The sequence below is a fragment of the Clavibacter capsici genome, from assembly GCF_001280205.1.
Taxonomy (GTDB): Bacteria; Actinomycetota; Actinomycetes; order Actinomycetales; family Microbacteriaceae; genus Clavibacter; species Clavibacter capsici.
Genome location: NZ_CP012573.1, coordinates 599892 through 621611 on the forward strand (window position 1 = coordinate 599892; position 21720 = coordinate 621611).

16 protein-coding genes are annotated in these 21720 nt (G+C 72.7%); 1 reads left to right on the plus strand and 15 read right to left on the minus strand.

Annotated features, from left to right (window positions below):
- Positions 1–49: 49 nt before the first annotated feature.
- The 9 genes from AES38_RS03040 to AES38_RS03080 form a co-directional block, all read right to left on the minus strand.
- Positions 50–1924, minus strand: a complete 1875-nt coding sequence (locus AES38_RS03040) for a DUF4012 domain-containing protein (RefSeq protein WP_053773728.1) — start codon at positions 1922–1924, stop codon at positions 50–52.
- Positions 1921–3597, minus strand: a complete 1677-nt coding sequence (locus AES38_RS03045; RefSeq protein ID WP_053773729.1) for an O-antigen polymerase — start codon at positions 3595–3597, stop codon at positions 1921–1923. Before AES38_RS03045 ends, AES38_RS03040 begins: the two co-directional genes overlap by 4 nt.
- Positions 3576–4625 (minus strand): polysaccharide pyruvyl transferase family protein, encoded by a 1050-nt coding sequence (locus tag AES38_RS03050; RefSeq protein WP_053773730.1) that lies wholly within the window; start codon positions 4623–4625, stop codon positions 3576–3578. The genes AES38_RS03045 and AES38_RS03050 overlap by 22 nt, the downstream gene beginning before the upstream one ends.
- On the minus strand, positions 4622–5800 hold the full coding sequence (locus AES38_RS03055) for a hypothetical protein (protein ID WP_053773731.1): 1179 nt from the start codon (positions 5798–5800) through the stop codon (positions 4622–4624). Before AES38_RS03055 ends, AES38_RS03050 begins: the two co-directional genes overlap by 4 nt.
- Positions 5797–6843, minus strand: a complete 1047-nt coding sequence (locus AES38_RS03060; RefSeq protein WP_244629279.1) for a glycosyltransferase family 4 protein — start codon at positions 6841–6843, stop codon at positions 5797–5799. Before AES38_RS03060 ends, AES38_RS03055 begins: the two co-directional genes overlap by 4 nt.
- Positions 6843–7973 carry a glycosyltransferase gene (locus AES38_RS03065; RefSeq protein ID WP_053773733.1) on the minus strand — a complete coding sequence of 377 codons (1131 nt, stop codon included), beginning with the start codon at positions 7971–7973 and terminating at the stop codon, positions 6843–6845. The genes AES38_RS03060 and AES38_RS03065 overlap by 1 nt, the downstream gene beginning before the upstream one ends.
- On the minus strand, positions 7973–9448 hold the full coding sequence (locus AES38_RS03070) for a sugar transferase (RefSeq protein WP_053773734.1): 1476 nt from the start codon (positions 9446–9448) through the stop codon (positions 7973–7975). The genes AES38_RS03065 and AES38_RS03070 overlap by 1 nt, the downstream gene beginning before the upstream one ends.
- Before the next feature lie 89 nt (positions 9449–9537).
- On the minus strand, positions 9538–10257 hold the full coding sequence (locus AES38_RS03075) for an arsenate reductase/protein-tyrosine-phosphatase family protein (protein WP_053773735.1): 720 nt from the start codon (positions 10255–10257) through the stop codon (positions 9538–9540).
- Between the two features lie 9 nt (positions 10258–10266).
- Positions 10267–11679 carry a tyrosine-protein kinase domain-containing protein gene (locus AES38_RS03080; protein WP_043674145.1) on the minus strand — a complete coding sequence of 471 codons (1413 nt, stop codon included), beginning with the start codon at positions 11677–11679 and terminating at the stop codon, positions 10267–10269.
- Between the two features lie 325 nt (positions 11680–12004).
- On the opposite strand from AES38_RS03080, the gene AES38_RS03085 reads away from it, so the two are divergent.
- Complete coding sequence (locus tag AES38_RS03085) at positions 12005–14161, plus strand: acyltransferase family protein (RefSeq protein ID WP_244629220.1); 2157 nt, start codon at positions 12005–12007, stop codon at positions 14159–14161.
- Positions 14162–14455: 294 nt separating this feature from the next.
- On the opposite strand, the gene AES38_RS03090 is transcribed toward AES38_RS03085, so the two are convergent.
- The 6 genes from AES38_RS03090 to purQ all read right to left on the minus strand — a co-directional run bounded on the left by AES38_RS03090 (position 14456) and on the right by purQ (position 21649).
- Positions 14456–15493, minus strand: coding sequence for an acyltransferase family protein (locus tag AES38_RS03090; RefSeq protein ID WP_053773737.1), 1038 nt, complete (start codon positions 15491–15493; stop codon positions 14456–14458).
- A 91-nt stretch (positions 15494–15584) separates the two neighbouring features.
- Positions 15585–16295 (minus strand): SGNH/GDSL hydrolase family protein, encoded by a 711-nt coding sequence (locus AES38_RS03095; RefSeq protein ID WP_053773738.1) that lies wholly within the window; start codon positions 16293–16295, stop codon positions 15585–15587.
- Between the two features lie 201 nt (positions 16296–16496).
- Entirely contained in the window at positions 16497–17549 is a 1053-nt protein-coding gene (locus AES38_RS03100; protein WP_053773739.1) for an endonuclease/exonuclease/phosphatase family protein, read from the minus strand.
- Positions 17550–17796: 247 nt separating this feature from the next.
- Positions 17797–18594 (minus strand): dienelactone hydrolase family protein, encoded by a 798-nt coding sequence (locus tag AES38_RS03105; RefSeq protein WP_244629221.1) that lies wholly within the window; start codon positions 18592–18594, stop codon positions 17797–17799.
- A gap of 2 nt (positions 18595–18596) precedes the next feature.
- Positions 18597–20957 carry a phosphoribosylformylglycinamidine synthase subunit PurL gene (purL, locus tag AES38_RS03110; protein ID WP_053773741.1) on the minus strand — a complete coding sequence of 787 codons (2361 nt, stop codon included), beginning with the start codon at positions 20955–20957 and terminating at the stop codon, positions 18597–18599.
- Positions 20954–21649 carry a phosphoribosylformylglycinamidine synthase subunit PurQ gene (purQ, locus tag AES38_RS03115; RefSeq protein ID WP_053773742.1) on the minus strand — a complete coding sequence of 232 codons (696 nt, stop codon included), beginning with the start codon at positions 21647–21649 and terminating at the stop codon, positions 20954–20956. Before purQ ends, purL begins: the two co-directional genes overlap by 4 nt.
- Between the last annotated feature and the right edge of the window lie 71 nt (positions 21650–21720).

Consider the following 21720-nt stretch of genomic DNA (forward strand, 5'->3'; position numbering starts at 1 on the left):
AAGCCCCCATCCGGGGAGGGAGCGCGGGCGCCGTGGGGCGGTGCGTCGGTCAGCCGCCCGTCGTGCAGGGCACCTGCGTGATGTCGGACTCGAGGGGCCGCACGAGCGGCGTGTGCCGCACCTCGAGCGGGCCGGCGTCGTCGGACGCGGGCATGGTGAAGGTCACGTCGACGGTCTTCGTGTCCTGCGGCGCGAGCTCGGTGCGGATGCGGATCATGCCGCGCCCCATGTCGGTGCCACGAGCCTCCTCCGTGGTGAGGTCGGCCTGCGTCGACCAGCCCGAGACGGTGGACCCGACGGGCCCGTACACGAGGAGGTCGTCGAACTGGCGGCCCTTCGCCTTGCCGTCGAGGCCCGTGACGTAGCGCGGCAGGCTCGTCGCGGCGTCGAGCGGCGCGATGCTCGTCATGTCCACCGACACCGTGTAGGCGGTGGTGTCGCCGCAGGTCTCCGCCTGGATCCGGGAGCCCGAGCGCAGGTAGTAGCTCATCTTGGATCCGGAGCCGATGTCGTTGAAGAACAGGCCGATGGCGGTCTGGTCGGCGTTGTCGTCGGGCAGCGCGCCGCTCAGCGGACCGCCCTCGATGAGCGCCTGCTCCTCGGGCACGGTGCTCCACATGAGCAGGCGCCGCTCGTCGATCGCGCGGTCGAGCGCGGTGACCAGCGGCACGACGGGCGGGGTGTCGGTGACGAGCTTCGCGAAGATCGTGCTGGCGGCGCTCGCGAAGTAGCGGTCCTGCGCGAGGTAGTCGGGGTACTGGCCGTAGACCGCCCCGAGGAGGGTGGGCACCGCGTTCTCGGCGTTCAGCTCGTCGCCCGTGGCCAGCTCGATGGGGCCCGTCGCCTCCAGCAGGTAGCTGAGCGCGATGGGGTCGAACGACATGACGCCGTCGACGCGGTCGCCGATGTAGCGCTCCCAGTAGGCCTTCGCGAGGGCGCCCGACGTGGGGAAGTCCGGGAACATCGTGATGTTCTGCTCGAACCGGTCGGCGCGCGGCTCGACGAGGCGCACGGTCTCGTCGGGGATGTCGCCCTGGCGCACGTTCCGCGGGAAGTCGTTGCTCGACGCCTGCTTCGCGATCCGCACGGTGCCGTCCTCGACGGTCAGCAGCACGAGGGCCGCCGGGTTGCCGCCGGTGGAGCGCACCTCGGCGTTGTTCTGGAACATGAGGAGGTAGTTGCGCGCGCCGTCCGCGCCGAGGAGGTCGGGGAGGATCCCGGTGACCTCGCGGAAGGTGCCCGCGGTCTCCTCGGTGCTCGTGAGCGTGTCGTCCATGAGGTCGACGTCGTTCGCGACCTGCGCCCAGAGGGCGTCGCGGTCGATGGTGCCGAGCTCGGCGCGCGCCCCGGCGAGGCCCTCGCTCGCGGTGTCGACCGTCTGGCCGAGGGAGCGGATCCCGTCGACGTCGATGCGGCCGAGGACGGGCGTGAAGGCGGAGAGGGAGACCTCGGTGGCGGGGGTCACGACGTCGGTGGCGAGCCGGTCGCTGGTGGACGCCAGCACGCGGGCGGCGTGGAGGTTCGGGCCGATGGCGGGGAGCCACTCGTAGGCCGCGAGCACGCCGTCGTCGGCGGCCTCGGCGGCCTTCGCGGTGTGGTCGCGGAGCTCGGCGGCGCCGGACTTCGCCGTGTCGACGTCGCCCGCGAGGAGCGCCGTCTGCACCTGGTCGGAGAGCGGGAGCGCCTCGCGGAGCTCCGCCTGCACGGTGTCCACGCGGGGCAGGATCAGCGCGGCCGAGACCGCGATGCCGACCACGGCGAGGCCGACGACGACCACGGGGGTCCAGATGCGCTTGCGCTTCCACAGCGGACGGCGGGGTCGGGAGGCGTCGCGGTCCGGGCGCCCGCGGCGGCGGCCGGGGTCGCCGTCCCGGTCGCCCGACGGGTCGCCGGCCGGGGGCAGGACGTCGTCGATGCCGCTCACCGTCTCGGGCTCCCGTCCAGGGCCGGCCGTCCGGCCGGGAACGCCCGGCCGTTGCCGATCGCGGGTCGCGACGCGTCGGCGGTGCCGGCGCCCGCGAGCGCCTGCTCGCGCACGGCGGCGGGGGCGGTCTCGTCGGGGAGGGGCTCGGGCGCGCTGACGGGGCCGGTGACCTGCTTGCGGGTGGACGAGATCCAGAAGAACAGCACGAGGATCACGAGCGAGGCGATGCTCGTCGACATGCCCTGGTACGCGTCGCCGCGGATGAGGGAGAAGAGGTAGGGCGTGACGACGACCGCGATGGCGGCGCCGAGGAGCCCGCGGCGGCGCATGCGGGCGCGGATGAACAGGCCCGCGACCATGCCGAGGAGCGCGCCGACGGCGATGACCCCGGGGATCCCGAAGTTCGAGAACGCCTCGCCGATGGCCGAGAGGCTCGTCTCGACGCGGTTGACGCCGTAGAAGCGGGGCACGTACGTGGACGTGAACCACGTGTTGCCGCCGCCGAACGGCTTGTCCTCCCAGAGCCCGCGGGGGACGAACCAGGCGGGCACCGCGGCGTACGTGGCGCCCCACTGGTAGACGAAGTCGGGCAGCGCCGCGACCTCGTTGAGGCGGATGAGGACGTCGAACGGGCGGGTCTCGATGCCGCTGGTGAGGCGGTCGAGGAGGACGCCCAGCGGGTCCTGCGTGAGGCGGTCGAGCGAGCGGCCGTTGTCGAACGTGGACTCGCGGATGACGATCGAGTAGACCATGGCGACCACGGCCGTGACGCCGCCGATGAGGGCGATGGTGCGGAAGCGGAAGGGCTTCGGGCCGACCTGCTTGAGGATCAGGAACGGCAGGAACACGCCGATGATGAGCGGGCCGCGGCCGCCGGCCGAGCCGGCGCAGACCACGAGCACCAGGACGGCGACGAGGTTGACCCAGTTCCAGCCCTCGAGGCCCTTCTGGCGCCGCGCGAGCACGTTGTAGACGATCGCGATCTGCACGGGGATGTAGGAGAGGCCGATGAACGACTTGCCGGAGAGGAAGTCGCTCCGGTTGGCGAGGCCCGTCGTGTACGCCTGGATGCCGCCGGAGGAGAGCACCAGGTACACGAGGAGGCCGAGGGCCACGACCGAGGAGATGACCACGATCGCCTGCGAGACCGACGTGTTGAACACGCGCTGCCAGCGCACCTGCGTGTCCGGGTGGACGACGGCCGGGCCGCCGGCGATGGCGTTCTGCTCGAGGGCCTTCGCGTCCTCGCCGCCGCGGGCGATGCGACGGGCCTCGCGGGCCACCTGGTAGTAGTACACGACGAAGAACGCCGAGAAGAAGATCAGCGCCTCGATGAGCGCGGAGCTCGCCGCGAGCTGCAGCGTGGGGGAGAAGAAGCGCGTGTCGGCGATGGCGCCGGGGCTCGTCTCCATGCTGTTCGCGACCGTGAGCGGGCGCAGCACGAACAGGAGCAGCCCCGTGAACGCGACGATGCCGCCCGGGGTGATCGGGTCCCCGTTGGAGACGGTCTCCTTCACGAGCACGCCGACGAGCAGGATCGCGAGCACCGCGATCATGAACGGGTAGGAGAGCTCGTTGCCGAGGAGGGCCACGCCGCCGAGCGCGGCGAGGATGGTGAGGACCACGGCGGCCGCGAAGACCGCCGGGGTCGCTAGGCGGAACGTCGGACCCATGTGGTCATCTCCTCGAAAGCCGCGTCCAGGCGGGCGGTGGCGGCGACGAGAGCCGCCGCGGTGGTGGATGCGGCGCCGGGGTCGGCCGGCCCGGCGACGGCGGTGCGGACCGCCCGGTCGACGGACGGCTCCGTGCGCGTCCCGAACTCGGTGACGAAGGCCCCGACCTTGGTGGCCCCGCCGACCGCGACCACGGGCGTCCTCAGCATCGTACCCAGGTACATGGCGTGCATGCGAGAGGCGACGACGACCTCGCGGTCGGCCATGAGCTCGGCCGCGCGGCGCCAGCCGTGGTCGCCGGGCTCCGTCCGGAGGCGGGCGCGGACCTCGGGGTGCAGCGCGCCGACGTCGGAGTCGTCGCCCTGGTCCATCGAGACGAAGACGACCTCGCCGAAGCGCTCCTCGAGCGCCTCGACGTCCGCGAGCGTGGCCTGCGGGGAGTGCTTCGCGTTCAGCGCGACGACCGCGCCGCGGCGGCGGCCGGCGGGCGCGGCGAGCCGGTCGAGCTCGGGGGCCGCGAACAGGCTGACGTCGGCGGCCACCTCGACGGGCAGCCTCGAGTACCCGGCGGCTCGGCCGGCGGAGTCGGGGTCGCGCGTCCAGACGCGGGCGCCGTCGAGACCCGCGCGGAGGGCGAGGCGCGCGCGGCGGCGGGCGACGGGATCCGCGCCCACGCCGAACACGGCGAGCGGCGTGCGGCTGGTGCGGGCGATGAGGCCCGTGACCGCCATCAGGCGCGGGAGTCCCGCGAACGGACGGCCCGGCTGGTCGTCGGCGAGCAGCGTGCCGCCGCCCACGACGACCGCGTCGACCTGGCGCACGAGGTCGGCGAGGCCGCGGACGCCGCCGACCCGCGCGCGCTCCTCGGTGGAGTCGAGGCGCGCGGTCTGCCCGAAGTCGGCGACCACTGTCTCATGCCCGGCCCGGCGGAGGCGCTCGGAGAGCGCGTCGGTGAGGAAGGCGTCGCCGAGGTTCTGCGGGTGGCCGGACGCGAGGGTGCGGTCGGCGGAGACGATGAGGATCCTCATGCGTCCTCCTTCCTGCGGGTGCGGATGAGGAGCGCGGCGATGACGGCGCTCAGGACGAGCTCGCTGGCGAGCGTGACGCCGGCGAGGAGGGCGGTGCCGGCGGTGAGGCAGGCGACGAGCGTCAGGGCCACGGCGACGACGCCCGTGACGACGGTGGCGGTGAGCCGCACGCGGACGAGGCCGGAGCCCATCGCGAAGGCCATCAGCGCGTAGTTGCCGAACTTCGGGGCCACCGAGAGCAGGATCACGAGGAAGACGACCTGGTCGAACGCGTCGCCGCCGAGCACCTGCGCGACGGGCTCGCGGATGAGGGCCAGGATCCCGGCGAGCACGAGGCCGCCGAGCGCGAACCGCCACCAGTAGGCGCGCGCGGGGCGGCCGGCGGTGCGGATCCGGGGGATCAGCTGCTGCGAGAGCGTCGCCGGCAGCACCTCGAGCGGCTGCACCACGCGGTAGGCGAGCGCCAGCGGCGTGACGGCGTCGACCCCGAGGATCGCCGTGCCGAGCACGAGCGGCGCCTGCGAGTAGAGGGCGCTGAGGGAGCCGGAGAGGCCGAACTCGAGGATCTGCGGGAACACGCGCACGGGCTCGTCGCTCGTCGTGGCGAGGTCGCGTCGGACGGCGACCCAGGTACCCGCGGTGACGACGAGCGACACCAGCGGGAGGGCGAGCAGCACGAGGATCTCGGGCGCGAGCACCGCGATCGCGAGCGGCACGGCCTTGAGCACCACGAGCGCGAGGTCGGGGAAGGCGTAGGAGGCGTCCCGGCGGCCGACGAGCAGGGGCGCGCGGATCGTGCGGGTCAGCGAGTCGAGCACCTGGCTGACGCCGAGCGCGACGAGGAGGAGCACGGCCTCGCCGGGGATCGTCGAGGCGGCCGCGACGGTCAGCACCACGGCGACGGCCGCGCCGAGCGACCCGAGGCCCGCGTGGAACGCGACGGCCCGCGCGTGGACGCCGCGGGTGAGGCGCGTGCGCGGCAGCGAGAGAAGGAAGTTGGCGGCGCCCGAGTCGGTGATGATCGCGAACGAGCTGAGCAGAGCGAACCCGGTCACGAGCGCGTTCTGCGCCGAGCCCTCCGACAGGTGGGTCAGGATCACGAGCAGCACCAGCTGGAGCACGCGCGTGAGCCCTGCGGCCCCCGTCGGGAGCAGCAGACCGAGACGCCGGATCATCGGGTCCCGATGCTCTGGTAGGCGTCGTGCACGGTCTGCGCGGAGGTCCGCCAGTCGAAGCGGCAGGTGACGGCGCGGCGGATGCGCGCGGCCTCCTCCTCGCCGAGCGGGTCGGCGGCGGCGAGCCGCGCGAGCGCCTCGGTGATGGCGGAGGTGTCGGCGGGGGAGAAGTACGTCGCGTCGTCCTCGCAGATCCAGTGGAAGACGGGGATGTCGGAGACGGCGAGGCGCGCGCCCGCGACCATCGCCTCCACGAGCGGCAGGCCGAAGCCCTCCGCGAGGCTCGGGAACACGACGCCGCGGGAGGACGCGTAGAGCACGGCGAGCTCGTCGTCGGTCACGTAGCCGGCCAGCTTGATGTCGTCGGACTCCGCCATGTCGACGTCGCCGAACACGGCGCTCTTCGCGCCCACGAGCACGAGCGGCGCGGCCGTACGGGTCGCCTCCGGCAGCGCGAGGTAGGCCTCGGTCAGGCGCTTCAGGTTCTTGCGCGGATCCATGCTGCCGACCGCGAGCAGGTACCCGCCGTCGGTCACGCCGTGCTTCTCCAGCACGCGGGCGCGCTCCTCGGCCCCGCGCGGCTCGCCGAACACCGGGCTCGGCGCGTTGGGGGCGACCACGACGGGCGCGCTGGAGAGGCCGAGCTCCCGCACCTGCTCGGCGACGGGCTCGCTCACGGTGACGATGACGCGCGCGTCGCGCAGGTTCGCCTTGAGCAGCGGCACGTGGGTCACGACGTACTCGCGGCTGTACCACTCGGGGTTCGTGAGCACGAAGAGGTCGTGCACGACCACGATGTGCCGGCGGTGCACGAGGGGCGCGCGGCTCGTGAGCGACAGCAGCACGTCCTGGCGCGTGATCCACGGCAGGGTCGTCTGCACCCACAGCCAGCTGCGGGCGCCGGACGACCGGATGCGCTCCGAGGGCGTGGCGCGCGTGACGCCGTCCTTGCCCTCGAGCGCGCGGGCGATCTCGGTCGCGTAGCGCTGCTGGCCGGTGACCCGCTGCCCCGCGTAGGCCTCGTTGACGACGAGCCGGCGCATCACGCGGCCGCCCCGTCGAGGCGGGATCCGTCGTGGCGGACCCAGGAGGCGACGCGGCGCTCGAACACGGCCGCGTCGAAGTCGGCGGAACGTCGGACGCTCGCGGCGGGATCCAGGGCGGCGGCGCGCGCCACCGCGTCGGCGAGCCCGGCGCCCTCCCAGTCGTGGACGTGCACGCCCGTGACGCCGTCGACGACGCTCTCGGTCGCGCCGCCGACGTCGCTCACGAGCACGCGGGCGCCGGCGGCCATCGCCTCGACGGGCATGATCCCGAAGTCCTCGACCGCGGGGAACACGTACGCGAGCGAGCGCTGGTACAGCGTGTAGAGGAGCGCGTCCGACGGCCGCGGGATCACCGTGACCGGCACGCGCGCGGCCCGGGCCCGCTCCTGCAGCTCCTCGGCGAGCGGGCCGGACCCGGCGAGCACGACGGGCACGTCGGCCGCCTCGCCCGCGCGGATCGCGAGGTCGAGGCGCTTGTACGGCACGAAGCGGCTGGCGCCGAGGAGGAACCGGTCGGGCAGCGAGGCCGCGAGGGCGGCGTCGGATCCGGTGAGCGCGTCCTCCCACGAGGCGGTCGCGCGGATGGCGGTGGCGTCGACCGGCGGGTGGATGACCTCGGCGTCGACGTCCCACGCGGTGCGGATCCGGTCCTGCACGAACGCGCTGTTCGCCGCGAACGAGGCCCGCGACGCCTGCGCGCGCCGACGGTCGAGCGCGCGCAGCGGGGGAGCGGCCGCCTTCACGAGCGGGTTCGCGCCGCGCTGGTCGAGGTCGGGCGTCCAGAGGTAGCGCGCCGGGCTGTGCACGTACACGTGCCGGCGCGTGCCGTGGTCGCCGTGGCCCAGGTGGTGGGCGAAGAGGTGCGAGCTCGCGAGGGTCCACTCGTACGCGTCGAGGTCGAGCGAGCTCCAGGTGAGCGGCATGAACGGCAGCGCGAGCGGCTTCCGCCTCCGCAGCGGCGTGCGCGCGAGCCAGCTCTCCCGCACCGGGCGGTCGCCGAAGCGGCCCGGGTCGTCGTTCCAGAGCGTGAAGAGGTCGGCGTCGGGGAACGCGTGCGCGAAGGCGTCGAAGACCTTCTCGGATCCGCCCGACTTCTCGATCCACTCCTGGACCAGCAGCCCGCCCATCAGACGGCCCCGTCCGCGCCGAAGACGGCCTTGAACGTGCGCGCGAGGATGATGATGTCGCCCGTGAGCGACCAGTTCTCCACGTAGTAGAGGTCGAGGCGGATGGCGTCCTCCCACGAGAGCGACGACCGGCCGGACACCTGCCAGAGGCCGGACATGCCGGGCTTGATGAGCAGGCGGCGGCGCGCGGCGCTGTCGTAGAGCGCGACCTCGCCCTCGCGCTGCGGGCGCGGGCCGATGAGGCTCATGGATCCGAGCAGCACGTTGAGGAACTGCGGCAGCTCGTCGAGCGAGTAGCGGCGGAGGACGCCGCCGACCTTCGTGATGCGCGGGTCGTCCGTGACCTTGAACAGCGGGGTGTCCGCCGTGCCCTGCTGCTCGAGCAGCGCGAACAGCTCGGCGTCGGCGTTCATGCGCATGGAGCGGAACTTGAGCATGTGGAACGGCTCGCCGTTCAGGCCGATGCGCTCCTGCTTGTAGAAGACGTCGCCCTTGCTCGTGGCCTTGATGAGGATCGCGAGGATGAGGAACACGGGGCTCAGCACGACGAGCGTGATCCCGGAGACGACGATGTCGAACAGGCGCTTGGAGAGGAGCTTCCGCCCCTCGAAGCGCGGCGTCTCCACGTGGATGAGGGGGAGGCCGGCGACCGGGCGCGTGTGGATGCGCGGGCCGCCGATGTCGGTGAGGCCCGGCGCCATGACGAGGTGGTGGCGGCCGGGCTCGAGCGACCAGCTGAGCTCGCGGATCCGCTCGGGCGGCAGCTCGTCGCTGGACGTGAGCACGAGCGTGTCGGCGCCGAGGCGCTCCAGCTCCGCGAGCGCGTCGTCCGCGTTCCCGACCACGGGCACGTCGAGGCCGGGCAGGCGCGACGGCCGGGCGTCGCCCGTGAGGCACGCGCCCACCACGCGGTAGCCGGCCTTGGGGGCGCGGGCGAGCGTCGTGGCCGTGTGGGTGGTGCTCTCCAGGGATCCGACCAGCAGGATCAGCGAGGAGAACTCGCCGCGGCGCCGCTGGGCCGAGAGCCACACGCGCCAGAGCGCGCGCGACAGGAGCAGCAGCACGAGGCCGAGCGGCAGGCCCGTGACGATGTAGCCGCGCGCCAGGTCGATCTTCACCAGGAACGCGACGATGGCGATGATGCCGAACAGCCGCAGCGTCGCGTCGGCGACCTGCTTGTACTCCTGCGTGCCCGTGCCGACGATCCGGTAGTCGCGGGTGCTGTAGACGGTGAGCACGAACAGCCACGCGAGGATCAGCACGACCGAGACCATCGTGTAGGTCACGGCCACGTCCGGCGCGTTGCCGCCGAGGTCCACCGTGCCGGCGGTCGTGCCGAACCACAGGAACTGGACGCCGAAGGTGGTGAGCACGATGACGATCGCGTCGCTCAGCGCCAGTCGCCGGGCGTAGACGACCCGCCAGCGCGAGCCCTCCTGGCCCTCGTCCGTGCGTCGTGTCTGGTGCGTGTCCACTGGTCCCCCGGGGCAGGCGGCTCCCGTACGGGGCCGGCGGTGTCTGGATGGAGCGGGTTGCGCTCGCGTGTGCGGTCGGGCTGGTCGGGTCAGCCCCGGGTGCGCGGCGCGTCCGTGCGGGTGACCGCGCGAACCGACTCGAGGATCGACTCGATGGCGCCCCCGGCCTGCTCGCCCGACGCGTCGTAGGTGGCCTGCGACCGGCGGTACGGGTCGACCACGTCGTAGTCGTCCTCGTGCGCGGGCGGCAGGGTCACGCCGCGCTGCGCCGCGACGAGCGGGATGAGCGCGCGCAGCTGCGCCGGCACGTCGCCGTCGCACGCGATGTGCTTCTCATCCCCGGACACCTCGACGAGGTGCTGGAAGAGCGCGGCGAACTCGCGGATCGTGAAGGTGAAGCGGTTGGCGCGGGGCACCGCGCGCACGACGGCGCTGCGGTGCTCGCGGGCCATGGTGAGCACGAGGTCGACGCCCTGGATGATGCCGGGCGTCAGGAACCTCGCCTGGTGCTCGCTCGGGTCGCCGCCGTAGCGGACGGACAGCTCCGCCGCCTGCTCGGGCATGCGCTGCCCCTCGGCCGCGATGGTGCCGGCGCTGGAGAAGCGCACGACCGAGTCGGCCTCCGCGGCGTCGCCGCCGAAGATGGCCCGGACGCGCGTGCGCAGGACCTGCTCGGCGAGGGCGGAGCGGCAGATGTTGCCCGAGCAGACGAACAGGACGCGGAAGGAGCCGTCGTCGACGCCCTCGGAGGATGCGTCGCCGAGGGCCGCGCGTGCGGCCCTGCGGCTCGTGGGGGGGAATTCCGTCATGGAGGGGAGCTACGCCTTGATCTTCTCGATGGGCGCCTTGGTCTTCTGGCCGTCCTCGTCCTCCGTGTACCCGTACCCGTAGCCGTAGTGGCCGTAGCCGTACGCGTCCGGGCCCTTGGTGGGGAGCATGGTGATGACGAGGCCGAGCACGTCCGCGCCCACGTTGGTGAGGTTGGCGATGGCGCTCTTCAGCTGGGTGCGGTGCGTGCGGCCCGCGGCGACGACGACGATCGCGCCGCCGGCGTTCTTGGACAGGATCGCGGCGTCCGTGACGGGGAGCAGCGGCGGGGCGTCGATGAGCACCACGTCGTAGCGCGCCTCGAGGTCCTGCAGCAGGCGGGCCATGCCCTGCGAGCCGAGGAGCTCGGAGGGGTTCGGCGGGATCTGGCCGGCGGGGAGGATCGAGAGCATGCCCGAGCCCCAGGGCTGGATGACGTCCTCGATCTCGGCGCGGCCGATGAGGATGTCGGTGAGGCCCACGGCGCCCTCGAGGCCCATGTAGGACGCGAGGCGCGGGCGGCGGAGGTCGGCGTCGATGAGGACGACCTTGATGCCGGAGTCGGCCAGCGCCAGCGCGAGGTTCGAGCTGGTGGTCGACTTGCCCTCGCCCTGGATGGAGGAGGTGATGACGAAGCTGCGCGAGCGGCCGCCGAACTCGAGGAACTGGAGGTTCGTGCGGAGGCTGCGGAAGGACTCGGCGCGGGGGCTGCGCGGGTCGTCCTGCACGATGAGGGGGCGCTCGGTGGCCTTCGGGTCGTACGCGATGCCGCCGAGGATGGGCTTGGTCGTGACGAGCTCGACGTCGCGCTCCCCGCGGATGCGGTTGTCGAGCGTCTCGCGGAGGAGGCTGACGCCCACGCCGATGAGGAGGCCGATGAGCGCGCCGACGATGATGTTGACGGGCAGGTTCGGGGACGAGGGCGACTCGGGGATCTCCGCCTGCTCGAGCTGCGTGATCTGCACCTGGGGCGTGCCCTCGATGGTCTCGGGGACGAGCGTGCCGACGACCGTGGTGAGGCTGGCGCCGATGGCGTCCGCGAGCGTCGCGGCGTCCTGGCGGCTCTGGTCCTTGACCGTGATGTCGATGATCGTGGTGTCGAGCGGCGCGGAGGCGCGCACCGACTCGGCCAGCTCGCGCGACGTGATGTCGAGCCCGAACTGGTCGATGACCGGCTGGAGCACGGCGCGGGTCGTGACGACGTCCGCGTAGCTCTTCACGGCCTGCTGGGTGAAGTTGTTGCCCTGCTGGAGCTCCTGGACGTTGCCGGAGCTGCTGGGCGCGACGAACATCTTCGTCGAGGCCTCGTACTCGGGGGTCTGGAGGAGGGAGAACGCGGCGGCCGCGCCGACCCCGACCAAGAGGGTCAGGATGATGAGAACCGCGCCCCTCCGCAGCATCCGAATGAAGTCACGGAGCGCCATAACTTAGAACCCTTCCCCAAAAGCACACAGGCGCGGAGTGTCCGCATACGTGGGATATCCACAGCCTCGGCTGTCTATCATCACACAGCTCACGAGCCGCGCAGGCAGCCCGGAACGCCCCCGTCCGGGGCATGGTAGGCCCCTGCATGCCCTGTTAGGGTCGCTCAGACAGCAGTGCTGCGCGGCGGTACACGAGTGAGTAGGGACCTGGGCCATGAGCTCGCAGACATTTCGCCGGGGTACTCCCGCGCTCCCGGATCCGTCGGAGCTCCGCTCAGCACCGAGCGACAAGAACCCACCACCCGAGGGGGATTCGCCGGTCTCGGTGAACCGCGGCTTCCGTCCCGATGTCGAGGGCCTGCGCGCGCTCGCGGTCGTCGCCGTCATCGTCGACCACCTCTTCGACTGGCCCTCGGGCGGCTTCGTCGGGGTCGACGTCTTCTTCGTCATCAGCGGCTTCCTCATCACGGGACTCCTGCTGAAGGAGTACGAGCGCACGAAGACGATCTCGTTCCTCGACTTCTACAAGCGCCGCGTCCGCCGCATCATGCCGGCCGCGCTGCTGGTGCTCGTGGTCACCACGGCCGTCTCGTTCCTCGTCTTCAACGTGATCCGCGCGCAGGCCAGCCTCTGGGACGCCGTCTGGTCCGCCCTCTTCGTCTCCAACTGGCACTTCGCCAGCGCCGGCACCGACTACTTCGCGTCCGACGGCCCCATCTCGCCCTTCCGCCACTACTGGTCGCTCTCGGTCGAGGAGCAGTTCTACCTCGTCTGGCCCGTGCTGATCTTCCTGGTCATCACGTTCGCCCGCCGGCGCACCCCGAAGAACCGCGTCAAGCGCGCCCGCCTCTTCACGCGCGCGATCGGCATCACGGTCGGCGTCCTCATCGTCGCGTCGCTCGTCTGGGGCTTCTACGAGACGTCGGCCCGCCCGACGGTGGCGTACTTCTCCACCTTCTCCCGCGCCTGGGAGCTCGGCATCGGCGCGCTCCTCGCGATCTTCGCGGCGCGCATCGCCACGCTGCCCGCCTCGATCCGCCCGGTGCTCGGCTACGTCGGCCTCGCGGGCATCGTGGTCTCGTTCTTCGTCATCGCGGGCGACCTCGCGTTCCCGGTGCCGTCCGCCCTGCTGCCGGTCGTGTCGACCGCGCTCGTCATCGCGTCGGGCATCGGCGGGGTGTCGAAGGCCATGGCGCCGATCACGAACCCGGTCACCACCTACATCGGGCGCCTGTCGTTCTCGCTGTACCTCTGGCACTTCCCGGTGATCATCCTGCTCGACTCCGTCATCCGCGACCGCACCGTCTACTACGCGGCCGCGATCGGTGCGACGCTCGTGCTCGCCGTCGCGTCGTTCCACCTCGTCGAGGACCCGATCCGCCGCTCCAGCTGGCTCGACCCGAAGAAGGCCGGACGCCGGTCCTCGGCCGTGCAGCTCAGGATGACCGTCGCGGCGCTGTCCGTCGTCGCGGTCGCCGTGGTGGGCGTCGTCGCGGTGGCCGTCGTCCGCGACGAGCCGACCGGCGGCAGCCAGCTGGCCACCTCGCCGACCGCGGGCCCTCCCGGCGGCACCGAGTCCACCGGGCAGGCGCTCCAGGTCCGCAGCGAGCAGGTCACCGCCGCCCTCGCCGCGACCGAGTGGCCGGCGCTGGATCCCGCCGTCGAGTCGTTCGGCGACTTCGGCCGCGACGTCATCGCGCCCGAGTGGGCGAAGGACGGCTGCCTCGGCGCCGACCTCGCCAAGGAGAAGGACGCGATCAAGAACACCGAGCACTGCTCCTACGGGAACCAGGGCGCGGGCGCCGACAAGACCGCGGTCATCTTCGGCGACTCGCTCGCGATCAGCTACGCGCCCATGCTGCGCGCCAGCCTCGGCGAGGACTGGAAGGTGCGCGTGCTGACCATGGCCCGCTGCCCCGCCTCCACCGTCACGAGCATCGACACCGACGGATCCGAGTACACGGAGTGCACCGCCTTCCGCGACTGGGCGCTCGGCGAGATGAACGCGACCAAGCCCGCGCTGATCCTCATGAGCGAGGCCGTCGACAACTCCTACCTGTCGAGCAAGGCCGTGGGCGGCGCGGCCGACCGCGAGTGGCAGGACGGCGCGCTCACCACCATGAACAGCCTGAAGACGGCGTCGTCGAACGTCATCGTCCTGTCGCGCCCGCCGGCGGCGACCGCGCTGGTCGAGTGCAAGACGCCGACGAGCTCGCCGAACGACTGCCGCGCGGAGGTGTCGCCGTCGTTCATCAGCCACGCGCGCACCATGGCCGCGGCAGCCGAGGAGGTCGGCGCCCCGGTCCAGTTCATCAACACGCAGGGCTGGTTCTGCAGCCAGGGCAACTGCCCGGCGTTCGTGAACGGGATCCCCGTGCGCGGCGACACGTCGCACCTCACGGCCCGCCAGTCGCAGGACCTCGCGCCGATCATCTCGGACGTGCTCGCCCCGCTGGGCCTCATCGCCCCCGCGGCCGGCTGACCCGCACCACCGCACGCCACGACGGGCGCTCCTCCAGCCGGAGGGGCGCCCGTCGTCGTCCGCGGCGCGTGCCTCGTCGGGGAGCGGGCGGCACGCCACGGGCGGCCGCGCCGGAGCCCGTCGGCGCGCGCCCGTACGCGGCGGACCGGCGAGTGGCGGGCCGGCAACCGCGTGACGCGCCCGCCCGTGCATCCGGCAGCAGGGCGGCCCGCCCTGGCAGCCCAGGCGGGCGCGATGCGCGGCGTCCAGCAGGGCGGCCCGCCCGGGCGAGCCGGCGGGCGCGACCCGCGACGGCTAGTGCCGCCGCGCCTTCGCGCCCGCGGAGCGGCTCGTCAGGCGCCGGGCGACGCCGATGAACGGCACCTCCACGAACCGGTGCACGAGCCAGGAGACGACGAGCGTCACGGCGATGGCCGCGACCACGCGCACGATGCCCTCCGGCACGTCGACGGCGCGCATCACCCGGTAGGCGAGCGGGTGGAGGAGGTACGCGGCGTAGGAGATCGCGCCGAGCCAGATCAGCACACGCGAGTGCGCGGCCTGCCGCGTGGCGTAGAACGCGAAGAACAGGCCGAGGCCGAGCAGGAACGACACGGCGTAGTCGAAGGGCGGCCACGTGGCGTCCTGCCCGCCGTTGAGGTACGTGAACAGCGGCACGCCCACGACGCCCGCGACGAGGAGGCCCCGCCAGGCGGTGGATCCGTCGCGGTCGCGCAGGTGGATCGCGTGCCCGAGCGACGCCGTGTAGAGCAGCAGCGGCAGCGTCCACGGCAGCTCGCGCTCGAGCACCCGGCCGGCGATCGCCGCGGCGACGAAGCCCGCGAGCCAGACGTAGCCCATCACGACGCTGCGGTCGAGGCGGCCGATGAGCTTGGCGACGAGGGACTGGCCGTAGAAGATCAGCTCGATGCCGAGGGTCCAGGCCGTGGGGACGATCGTGTAGATGCCGACGGCGCCCTGCACCATGAGCACGTTGGCCATGATCGTGAGCGGCCCGCCGAGCTCGCCCTCTCCCGTGGTCGCGACCCACAGCATCATGAGGCCGAGCACGAGCCAGTAGAGGGGGAAGAGGCGGTAGACGCGGCGCACGAGGAAGGTGCGGGTGTCCTGGCGCTGGAGGCTCAGGGGGATCACGTAGCCGCTGACGAGGAAGAAGGCGACGACGCCGACGCGGCCCGCGTCCACCCACTGGCGGCTGAAGTCCTCGAACGCCGGGTACTCCGCGGCGATGAGGTGCTGGAGGACCACGATGAACGACGCGACGCCGCGGACGGCCTCGAGGAACTCGATCTTCCGCCCGGTCTCGCTCTTCACTGTCACGGTGCTGGTCACGCGGGCTCTCCTCTGGTGCGGGCGCGACGCGTCGGAGGCACCTGTTCGACCCTATCCGCCGGGTCGCCGGCGGCAGGGCGGGGCGATGCCCCTACTTCTGGGCGCCGTCGGCGAGGACCTCGGTGCGGATGTACTTGCGCACCTCCGCGCCCATCAGCTTGTAGCCCGTCATGTTCGTGTGGATCCCGTCGCGGAAGAACTCGGTCCGCCACTTCATGTCCTTGTTCGTGAGGTTCTTCCACGGGTTGAAGAAGTGGAAGCCCTGCGCGTCGGCGAACTGCTCGAGGTGCGCGTTGACCGCGGGCGGCGTCTCGGGCTCGGCGTTCTGCGGCGGGATCCCGAGGATCACCGTCTCCTTCGGCGCGAGCTTCTCGACCGTCTGCAGGATGTCCGCGTCGAGCTGCGTCTCCGGCACGCCGGCGATGCGGTTGTTGGTGCCGATCATGATGAGCGCGACGTCGACGTCCTCGACGGCGGGCGTGTTGGCCGCCATGACGGTGCTCGTCGCGCCGTCGGTGCCCCAGCCGCCCGCGAAGGTCAGCGGGTCGCCCACGACGTAGTCGACGTACGCCATGCCCTGGTCGATGCCCTGGGGCAGCGTGCCGACGAAGCCGTTGGTGTTCGAGTCGCCCATGACGACGATCCGCACCATGTCCTCGGGCGCCGTCGTGGCGGATGCGCCGGGGGTGGGCTCGCCGTCGGTCGCGGTGGGGGAGGGCTGCGGCGCGCTGGTGCACCCGGCGAGCAGGAGGACGGCGGCGAGGGCGCTGACGGCGCCCCGGGCCATGCGACGTGCGGGCATAGGTGTGACATCCGATCGTGGTGGGGTCCGCGGCAGCGGCGAGCCGGTGACCCCGTCAGCCGCTGCGATCACGGGGCCGCTCGGAAACCATTGTGGCATGCGGTTTCCGTCGGGCCCGTGGGCGGCGTGGTGCGCCGGGCGTCGGCCACGTACGGCGGCCCCGCTGCGTGCATCACGCGGCGGGGCCCGGGGACGTGCGGATCAGGCGGTGCGGGCGAGGCGCACGAGCGCCTGCACGGCGGCGTGATCCGAGGGGGAGCGGCCCTCGAAGGTGTAGGGGTTGATGGCCGAGTCGACCACCTCGACGCCGCTGCCTGCGAGGATCCAGTCGATGCGCTCGCCCTCGGGCACCGGGTCGCCGTACGCGGTGAAGGTGCCGATGCCGGGGGTCGCGTGGTGCGCGGCCGTGGTCCAGGTGTCGGCGAGGCCCGCGTCGCGCGTGAGGATGTCGTACGCCGCCGACTCCTCGGCCGGCGCGTTGAAGTCGCCCGTGACGACGACCGGCGCGCCGGACGCGACCGCCTGCAGTCGCTCGGTGATGAGGTCGGCGCTCTTCACGCGCGCGAGCTCGGACTCATGGTCGAGGTGCGTGTTGAGGTGCACGAACTCGGCGCCGCTGCGGCGGTCGCGGAAGCGCGCCCACGTCGCGATGCGCGTGGTGCTGCAGCCCCACGAGCGGGATCCGATGAGCTCCGGCAGGTCGGACAGCCAGAACTGGTCCCAGGCGACGACGTCGAGTCGGCGCTCGTCGTAGAAGATCGCGCTGTACTCGCCGCCGGATCCGCCGTCGCGGCCGTAGCCGAGCATGCGGTGGTGGGGGAGGGCCCGGGCGATGGCGGGCAGCTGGGCCGAGAGGGCCTCCTGCACGCCGAGGACGGTCGGCTGCTCCAGCTGGAGGAAGCGGGCGAGCACGGGCTCGCGGTCGGCCCAGTGGTCGGGGTCGCCGGGCTCGGTGGTGGGGCGGGCGAGGCGGATGTTGCAGGTCATCACGTGCACGAGGTCGCCCTCGGCCGAGCCGATGGTCGCCTCCTGGGGCGGGGCGGGAGCGACGGGGGCCGCTGCCGCCGGACGAGACGGAGGGGGGTCGGCCTCCGCGGTGCCGTCGGGCCCGTCGGTCGTGGTGGTCGTCTCGTCCGCGCGCGGTCGCTCGAGGAGCGCCGTGCCGGAACCGCGGGTGGGGCGCCCGACGCCCGGATCCGATGATCCGGCGCCGTCGAACAGGTCGCGTCGGCTGAATCCGCCGCTCGCCATCATGGAGATCTCCTCGGGTCGCACGTGTCTCGCATGATCAGCCTGCGCGACGGGACCCCTGCGGGGACCAACGGCGCATGGCGGATGCGTGAACTGCACGCACAGGTCTACGCGAGGGGTGCGGGGATGGCAACCCGGGGGCGGCGTGTCGGCCCGGCGCGGAGGGATCCGCCAGCCGGCGCATGGCCCGCGGACAGACGCGCGCGCCGCCGGCGTGTGCCGGCGGCGCGCGGATCCGTGCGGTGGGGCGTCAGCCGAGGTGCTCCGCGAGGAAGTCCGTGAGCGCGCGCCACGAGCGGCGCTCGGCGCGGTCCTGGTACTGGGCGCCGTGGTCGGGCGAGTCGACGCCCGGCACGGAGAACGCGTGCATGGCGCCGCTGTACGTGACGACCTGCCAGTCGATCGCGGGACGCGTGCGCATCTCGTCCTGGAATGCGGCCACCTTCTCGTCGGGGACCATCGGGTCGTCCGCGCCGGTGAGGACGAGGATCGCGGCCTTCACGTCGGCCACGTCGGCCGGCTCGTGCACCACGAGGCTGCCGTGCAGGGAGATGGCGGCCTTGATCTCGGCGCCCGCGCGGGCGACCTCGAGCGAGGCGCTGCCGCCGAAGCAGTAGCCCATGACGGCGATGCGCGACGGGTCCACGTCGGGCTCCGCGGCCAGGCGGTCGATGCCCGCCTGCACGCGGGCGCGCATCAGCGGGAGGTCGGCGTAGAAGGAGCCGGCGACCTGGCCGGCCTCCTCGGGGCCGGGGCGCACGTCGCGGCCGTACACGTCGGCCGCGAAGGCGACGTAGCCGAGGCGCGCGAGCATCTGGATCCGGGCGGCCACGTGCCCGCCGACGCCGAACCAGTCGTGGATCACGAGCACCGCCGGGCGGCGGCCGCCCTGCGACGCGTCGCGCGCGAGGAGCCCCTCGAGCTCGGTGCCCTCGTGCTCGTACAGCACGGGACCCATCTGGATGTCGGCGCCCGCGGGCAGCGGCACGCGCTCGGTGAGCTCGGCGAGGGACGGCGACCAGACGGGCGTCGACGCGGGATCGGTCATGCTCATGCCTCCACGGCGGTGCCGAAGCGGGCGGGGAGCGTGGCGCGGTGGATCCCGCGCAGCTCCTCGACCGACAGGGTGAACAGGCCCTGCAGCTCGAGGCCGGGCGCCTGCGCGTCCGTCACCCCGATGCGGAGCACGGGGTAGCCACGGCCCTCGCAGAGGCCCTGGAACTTGACGTCGTCCTCGCGGGGGACCGTGACGACCATCCGGCCGGTGGACTCCGAGAACAGGGCGGTGGCCGCGTCGACGCCGTCGCGCTGGACGATGCCGTCGAGCCAGACGCGCGCGCCGACTCCGAATCGCATCACGGACTCCGCGAGCGCCTGGCCGAGGCCGCCGTCCGAGAGGTCGTGCGCGCTCGCGATGAGCGACTGCGTGGCGCCCGCGGCGATGAGGGAGGCGAGCTCCCTCTCCGCGCCGAGGTCGACCACGGGCGGGACGCCGCCGAGGTGGTCGTGCACGGTGCCGGCCCAGGCGGATCCGTCGAGCTCCTCGCGCGTGACGCCGAGCAGGTAGATGTTGTCGCCCTCGTCCTGCCAGCCGGACGGGATGCGGCGCGCGACGTCGTCGATCACGCCGAGCACGCCCACGACGGGCGTGGGATGGATGGCCTGCGTGCCCGTCTGGTTGTAGAGGGACACGTTGCCGCCGGTGACGGGGATCTCGAGCTCCAGGCAGCCGTCCGCGAGGCCCTCGACCGTGCGGCTGAACTGCCACATGACCTCGGGGTCCTCGGGGCTGCCGAAGTTGAGGCAGTCGCTCACGGCGACGGGCGTGGCGCCGGACGCGGCGACGTTGCGATACGCCTCCGCGAGGGCGAGCTGCGCGCCGCGGTACGGGTCGAGCTGGCAGAAGCGGCCGTTCGCGTCGGTCGCGACCGAGAAGCCGAGGCCGCTCTCCTCGTCGACCCGGACCATGCCGGCGTCGTCGGGGAACGACAGGGCCGTGTTGCCCATGACGTAGCGGTCGTACTGGTCGGTGATCCACGACGCGTCGGCCAGGTTCGGGCTGCCGAGGAGCTGCAGGAACTGGTCCTTGATCTCGTCGGGCGCGGTGGGGCGCGCCAGGCGCGACGCGGAGTCGGCCTGGAGGGCGTCGATCCACGTGGGGTAGGAGACGGGCCGGTCGTAGACGGGGCCGTCGACCGCGACGGTGCGCGGCTCGACGTCGACGATGCGCTCGCCGTGGTGGTCGATGACGAGGCGGCCGGTGTCGGTGACCTCGCCGAGCACGCTCGTCTCCACGTCCCACTTGCGGACGACGGCGAGGAAGCCCTCGAGCTTCTCGGGCGTGACGACCGCCATCATGCGCTCCTGGCTCTCCGACATGAGGATCTCCTCCGCCGTGAGCGACGGGTCGCGCAGCAGCACCTCCTCCAGCCGGATGTGCATGCCGCCGTCGCCGTTGCTGGCGAGCTCGCTCGTGGCGCAGGAGATGCCGGCGGCTCCGAGGTCCTGGATCCCCTCGACGAGGTCCTCCCGGAACAGCTCGAGGCAGCACTCGATGAGCACCTTCTCCGCGAACGGGTCGCCCACCTGCACCGCGGGGCGCTTGGTCGGGCCGCCGTCGGCGAACGTGTCGCTCGCGAGGATGGAGGCGCCGCCGATGCCGTCGCCGCCTGTGCGGGCGCCGAACAGCACGACCTTGTTGCCCACGCCGCGCGCGTTGGCGAGGTGGAGGTCCTCGTGGCGGAGGACGCCGACCGCGAGCGCGTTGACGAGCGGGTTGCCCTGGTACACGCGGTCGAAGTAGGTCTCGCCGCCGATGTTCGGCAGGCCGAGGCAGTTGCCGTAGAAGCTGATGCCGGACACCACGCCGTGCACGACGCGCGCCGTGTCCGGGTCGTCGATGTCGCCGAAGCGCAGCGCGTCCATCACGGCGACCGGGCGGGCGCCCATCGAGATGATGTCGCGGACGATGCCGCCGACGCCCGTGGCCGCGCCCTGGAACGGCTCGATGTAGGAGGGGTGGTTGTGGCTCTCGATCTTGAAGGTGACGGCCCAGCCCTCGCCCACGTCGACGACGCCGGCGTTCTCGCCCATGCCGACCATGAGGTCCTTCTTCATGGACTCGGACACCTTCTGCCCGAACTGGCGCAGGTACTTCTTCGAGGACTTGTAGGAGCAGTGCTCGCTCCACATGACCGAGTACATGGCGAGCTCGCCGCTCGTGGGGCGGCGGCCGAGGATCTCGCGGATCCTGAGGTACTCGCCCTCGGTGAGCCCGAGCGCCGCGTAGGGCTGCTCCTTCTCGGGGGTGCGCTCGGCCATCTCGACGGTGTCGGCGACGTGGCGGCGGAGGCTGCGTCCGTCTCCCGCGGGGTCGGTGGGGACGGAGGCGGGATCGGGGTGGACGCTCACTGCGCGAGGACTCCTTCGAGGACGGACGTGAAGAGACGGAGGCCGTCGACACCGGAGCGCATGGCGGCCGGGGTGTCCGGTCCGAAGCCCTCCTCGACGGCGTGCTCGGGGTGGGGCATGAGGCCGACGACGTTGCCGCGGGCGTTGGTGATCCCGGCGATGTCGCGCAGGGACCCGTTCGGGTTGCCGCCGAGGTAGCGGAAGGCCACGCGGCCCTCGCCCTCGAGGCGGTCGAGCGTGTCGGCGTCGGCGATGAAGCCGCCCTCGCCGTTCTTGAGCGGGATGGTGATCTCCTCGCCCTCGGCGAAGGCGCTCGTCCACGCGGTGCCGGTCGCCTCGACGCGGAGGCGCTGGTCGCGGCAGACGAAGTTCCCTGCCTCGTTGCGGATCAGCCCGCCAGGCAGCAGGTGCGCCTCGGTGAGCATCTGGAAGCCGTTGCAGATGCCGAGCACGGGGACGCCGCGACCGGCCGCGTCCACCACCTCGCGCATGATCGGCGCGAACGCCGCGATGGCGCCGGCGCGCATGTAGTCGCCGTAGCTGAAGCCGCCGGGGAGCACGACCGCGTCCACGCCCTGGAGGTCGTGGTCGCCGTGCCAGAGCGCGACGGGCGTGGCGCCCGCGAGGCGGACGGCGCGCTGGGCGTCGCGGTCGTCGAGGGATCCCGGGAAGGTGATGACCCCGACGCGCATCAGCGCTGCTCCGCCGCGGCGGAACCGTGGGGGAGCGGGTGCGCGGCCACGTCGGTGTCGGCCGTGCCGCC

Bases quoted from the DNA above. Each gene is read 5' to 3' on its own strand.
- AES38_RS03045 (WP_053773729.1), bottom strand. From the start codon at position 3,597: ATGGGTCCGACGTTCCGCCTAGCGACCCCGGCGGTCTTCGCGGCCGCC.
- AES38_RS03080 (WP_043674145.1), bottom strand. From the start codon at position 11,679: ATGGCGCTCCGTGACTTCATTCGGATGCTGCGGAGGGGCGCGGTTCTC.
- AES38_RS03060 (WP_244629279.1), bottom strand. From the start codon at position 6,843: ATGCGCCGGCTCGTCGTCAACGAGGCCTACGCGGGGCAGCGGGTCACC.
- purQ (WP_053773742.1), bottom strand. From the start codon at position 21,649: ATGCGCGTCGGGGTCATCACCTTCCCGGGATCCCTCGACGACCGCGAC.
- AES38_RS03095 (WP_053773738.1), bottom strand. From the start codon at position 16,295: ATGCCCGCACGTCGCATGGCCCGGGGCGCCGTCAGCGCCCTCGCCGCC.
- AES38_RS03105 (WP_244629221.1), bottom strand. From the start codon at position 18,594: ATGACCGATCCCGCGTCGACGCCCGTCTGGTCGCCGTCCCTCGCCGAG.
- AES38_RS03100 (WP_053773739.1), bottom strand. From the start codon at position 17,549: ATGATGGCGAGCGGCGGATTCAGCCGACGCGACCTGTTCGACGGCGCC.
- AES38_RS03065 (WP_053773733.1), bottom strand. From the start codon at position 7,973: ATGGGCGGGCTGCTGGTCCAGGAGTGGATCGAGAAGTCGGGCGGATCC.
- AES38_RS03050 (WP_053773730.1), bottom strand. From the start codon at position 4,625: ATGAGGATCCTCATCGTCTCCGCCGACCGCACCCTCGCGTCCGGCCAC.
- AES38_RS03075 (WP_053773735.1), bottom strand. From the start codon at position 10,257: ATGACGGAATTCCCCCCCACGAGCCGCAGGGCCGCACGCGCGGCCCTC.
- AES38_RS03055 (WP_053773731.1), bottom strand. From the start codon at position 5,800: ATGATCCGGCGTCTCGGTCTGCTGCTCCCGACGGGGGCCGCAGGGCTC.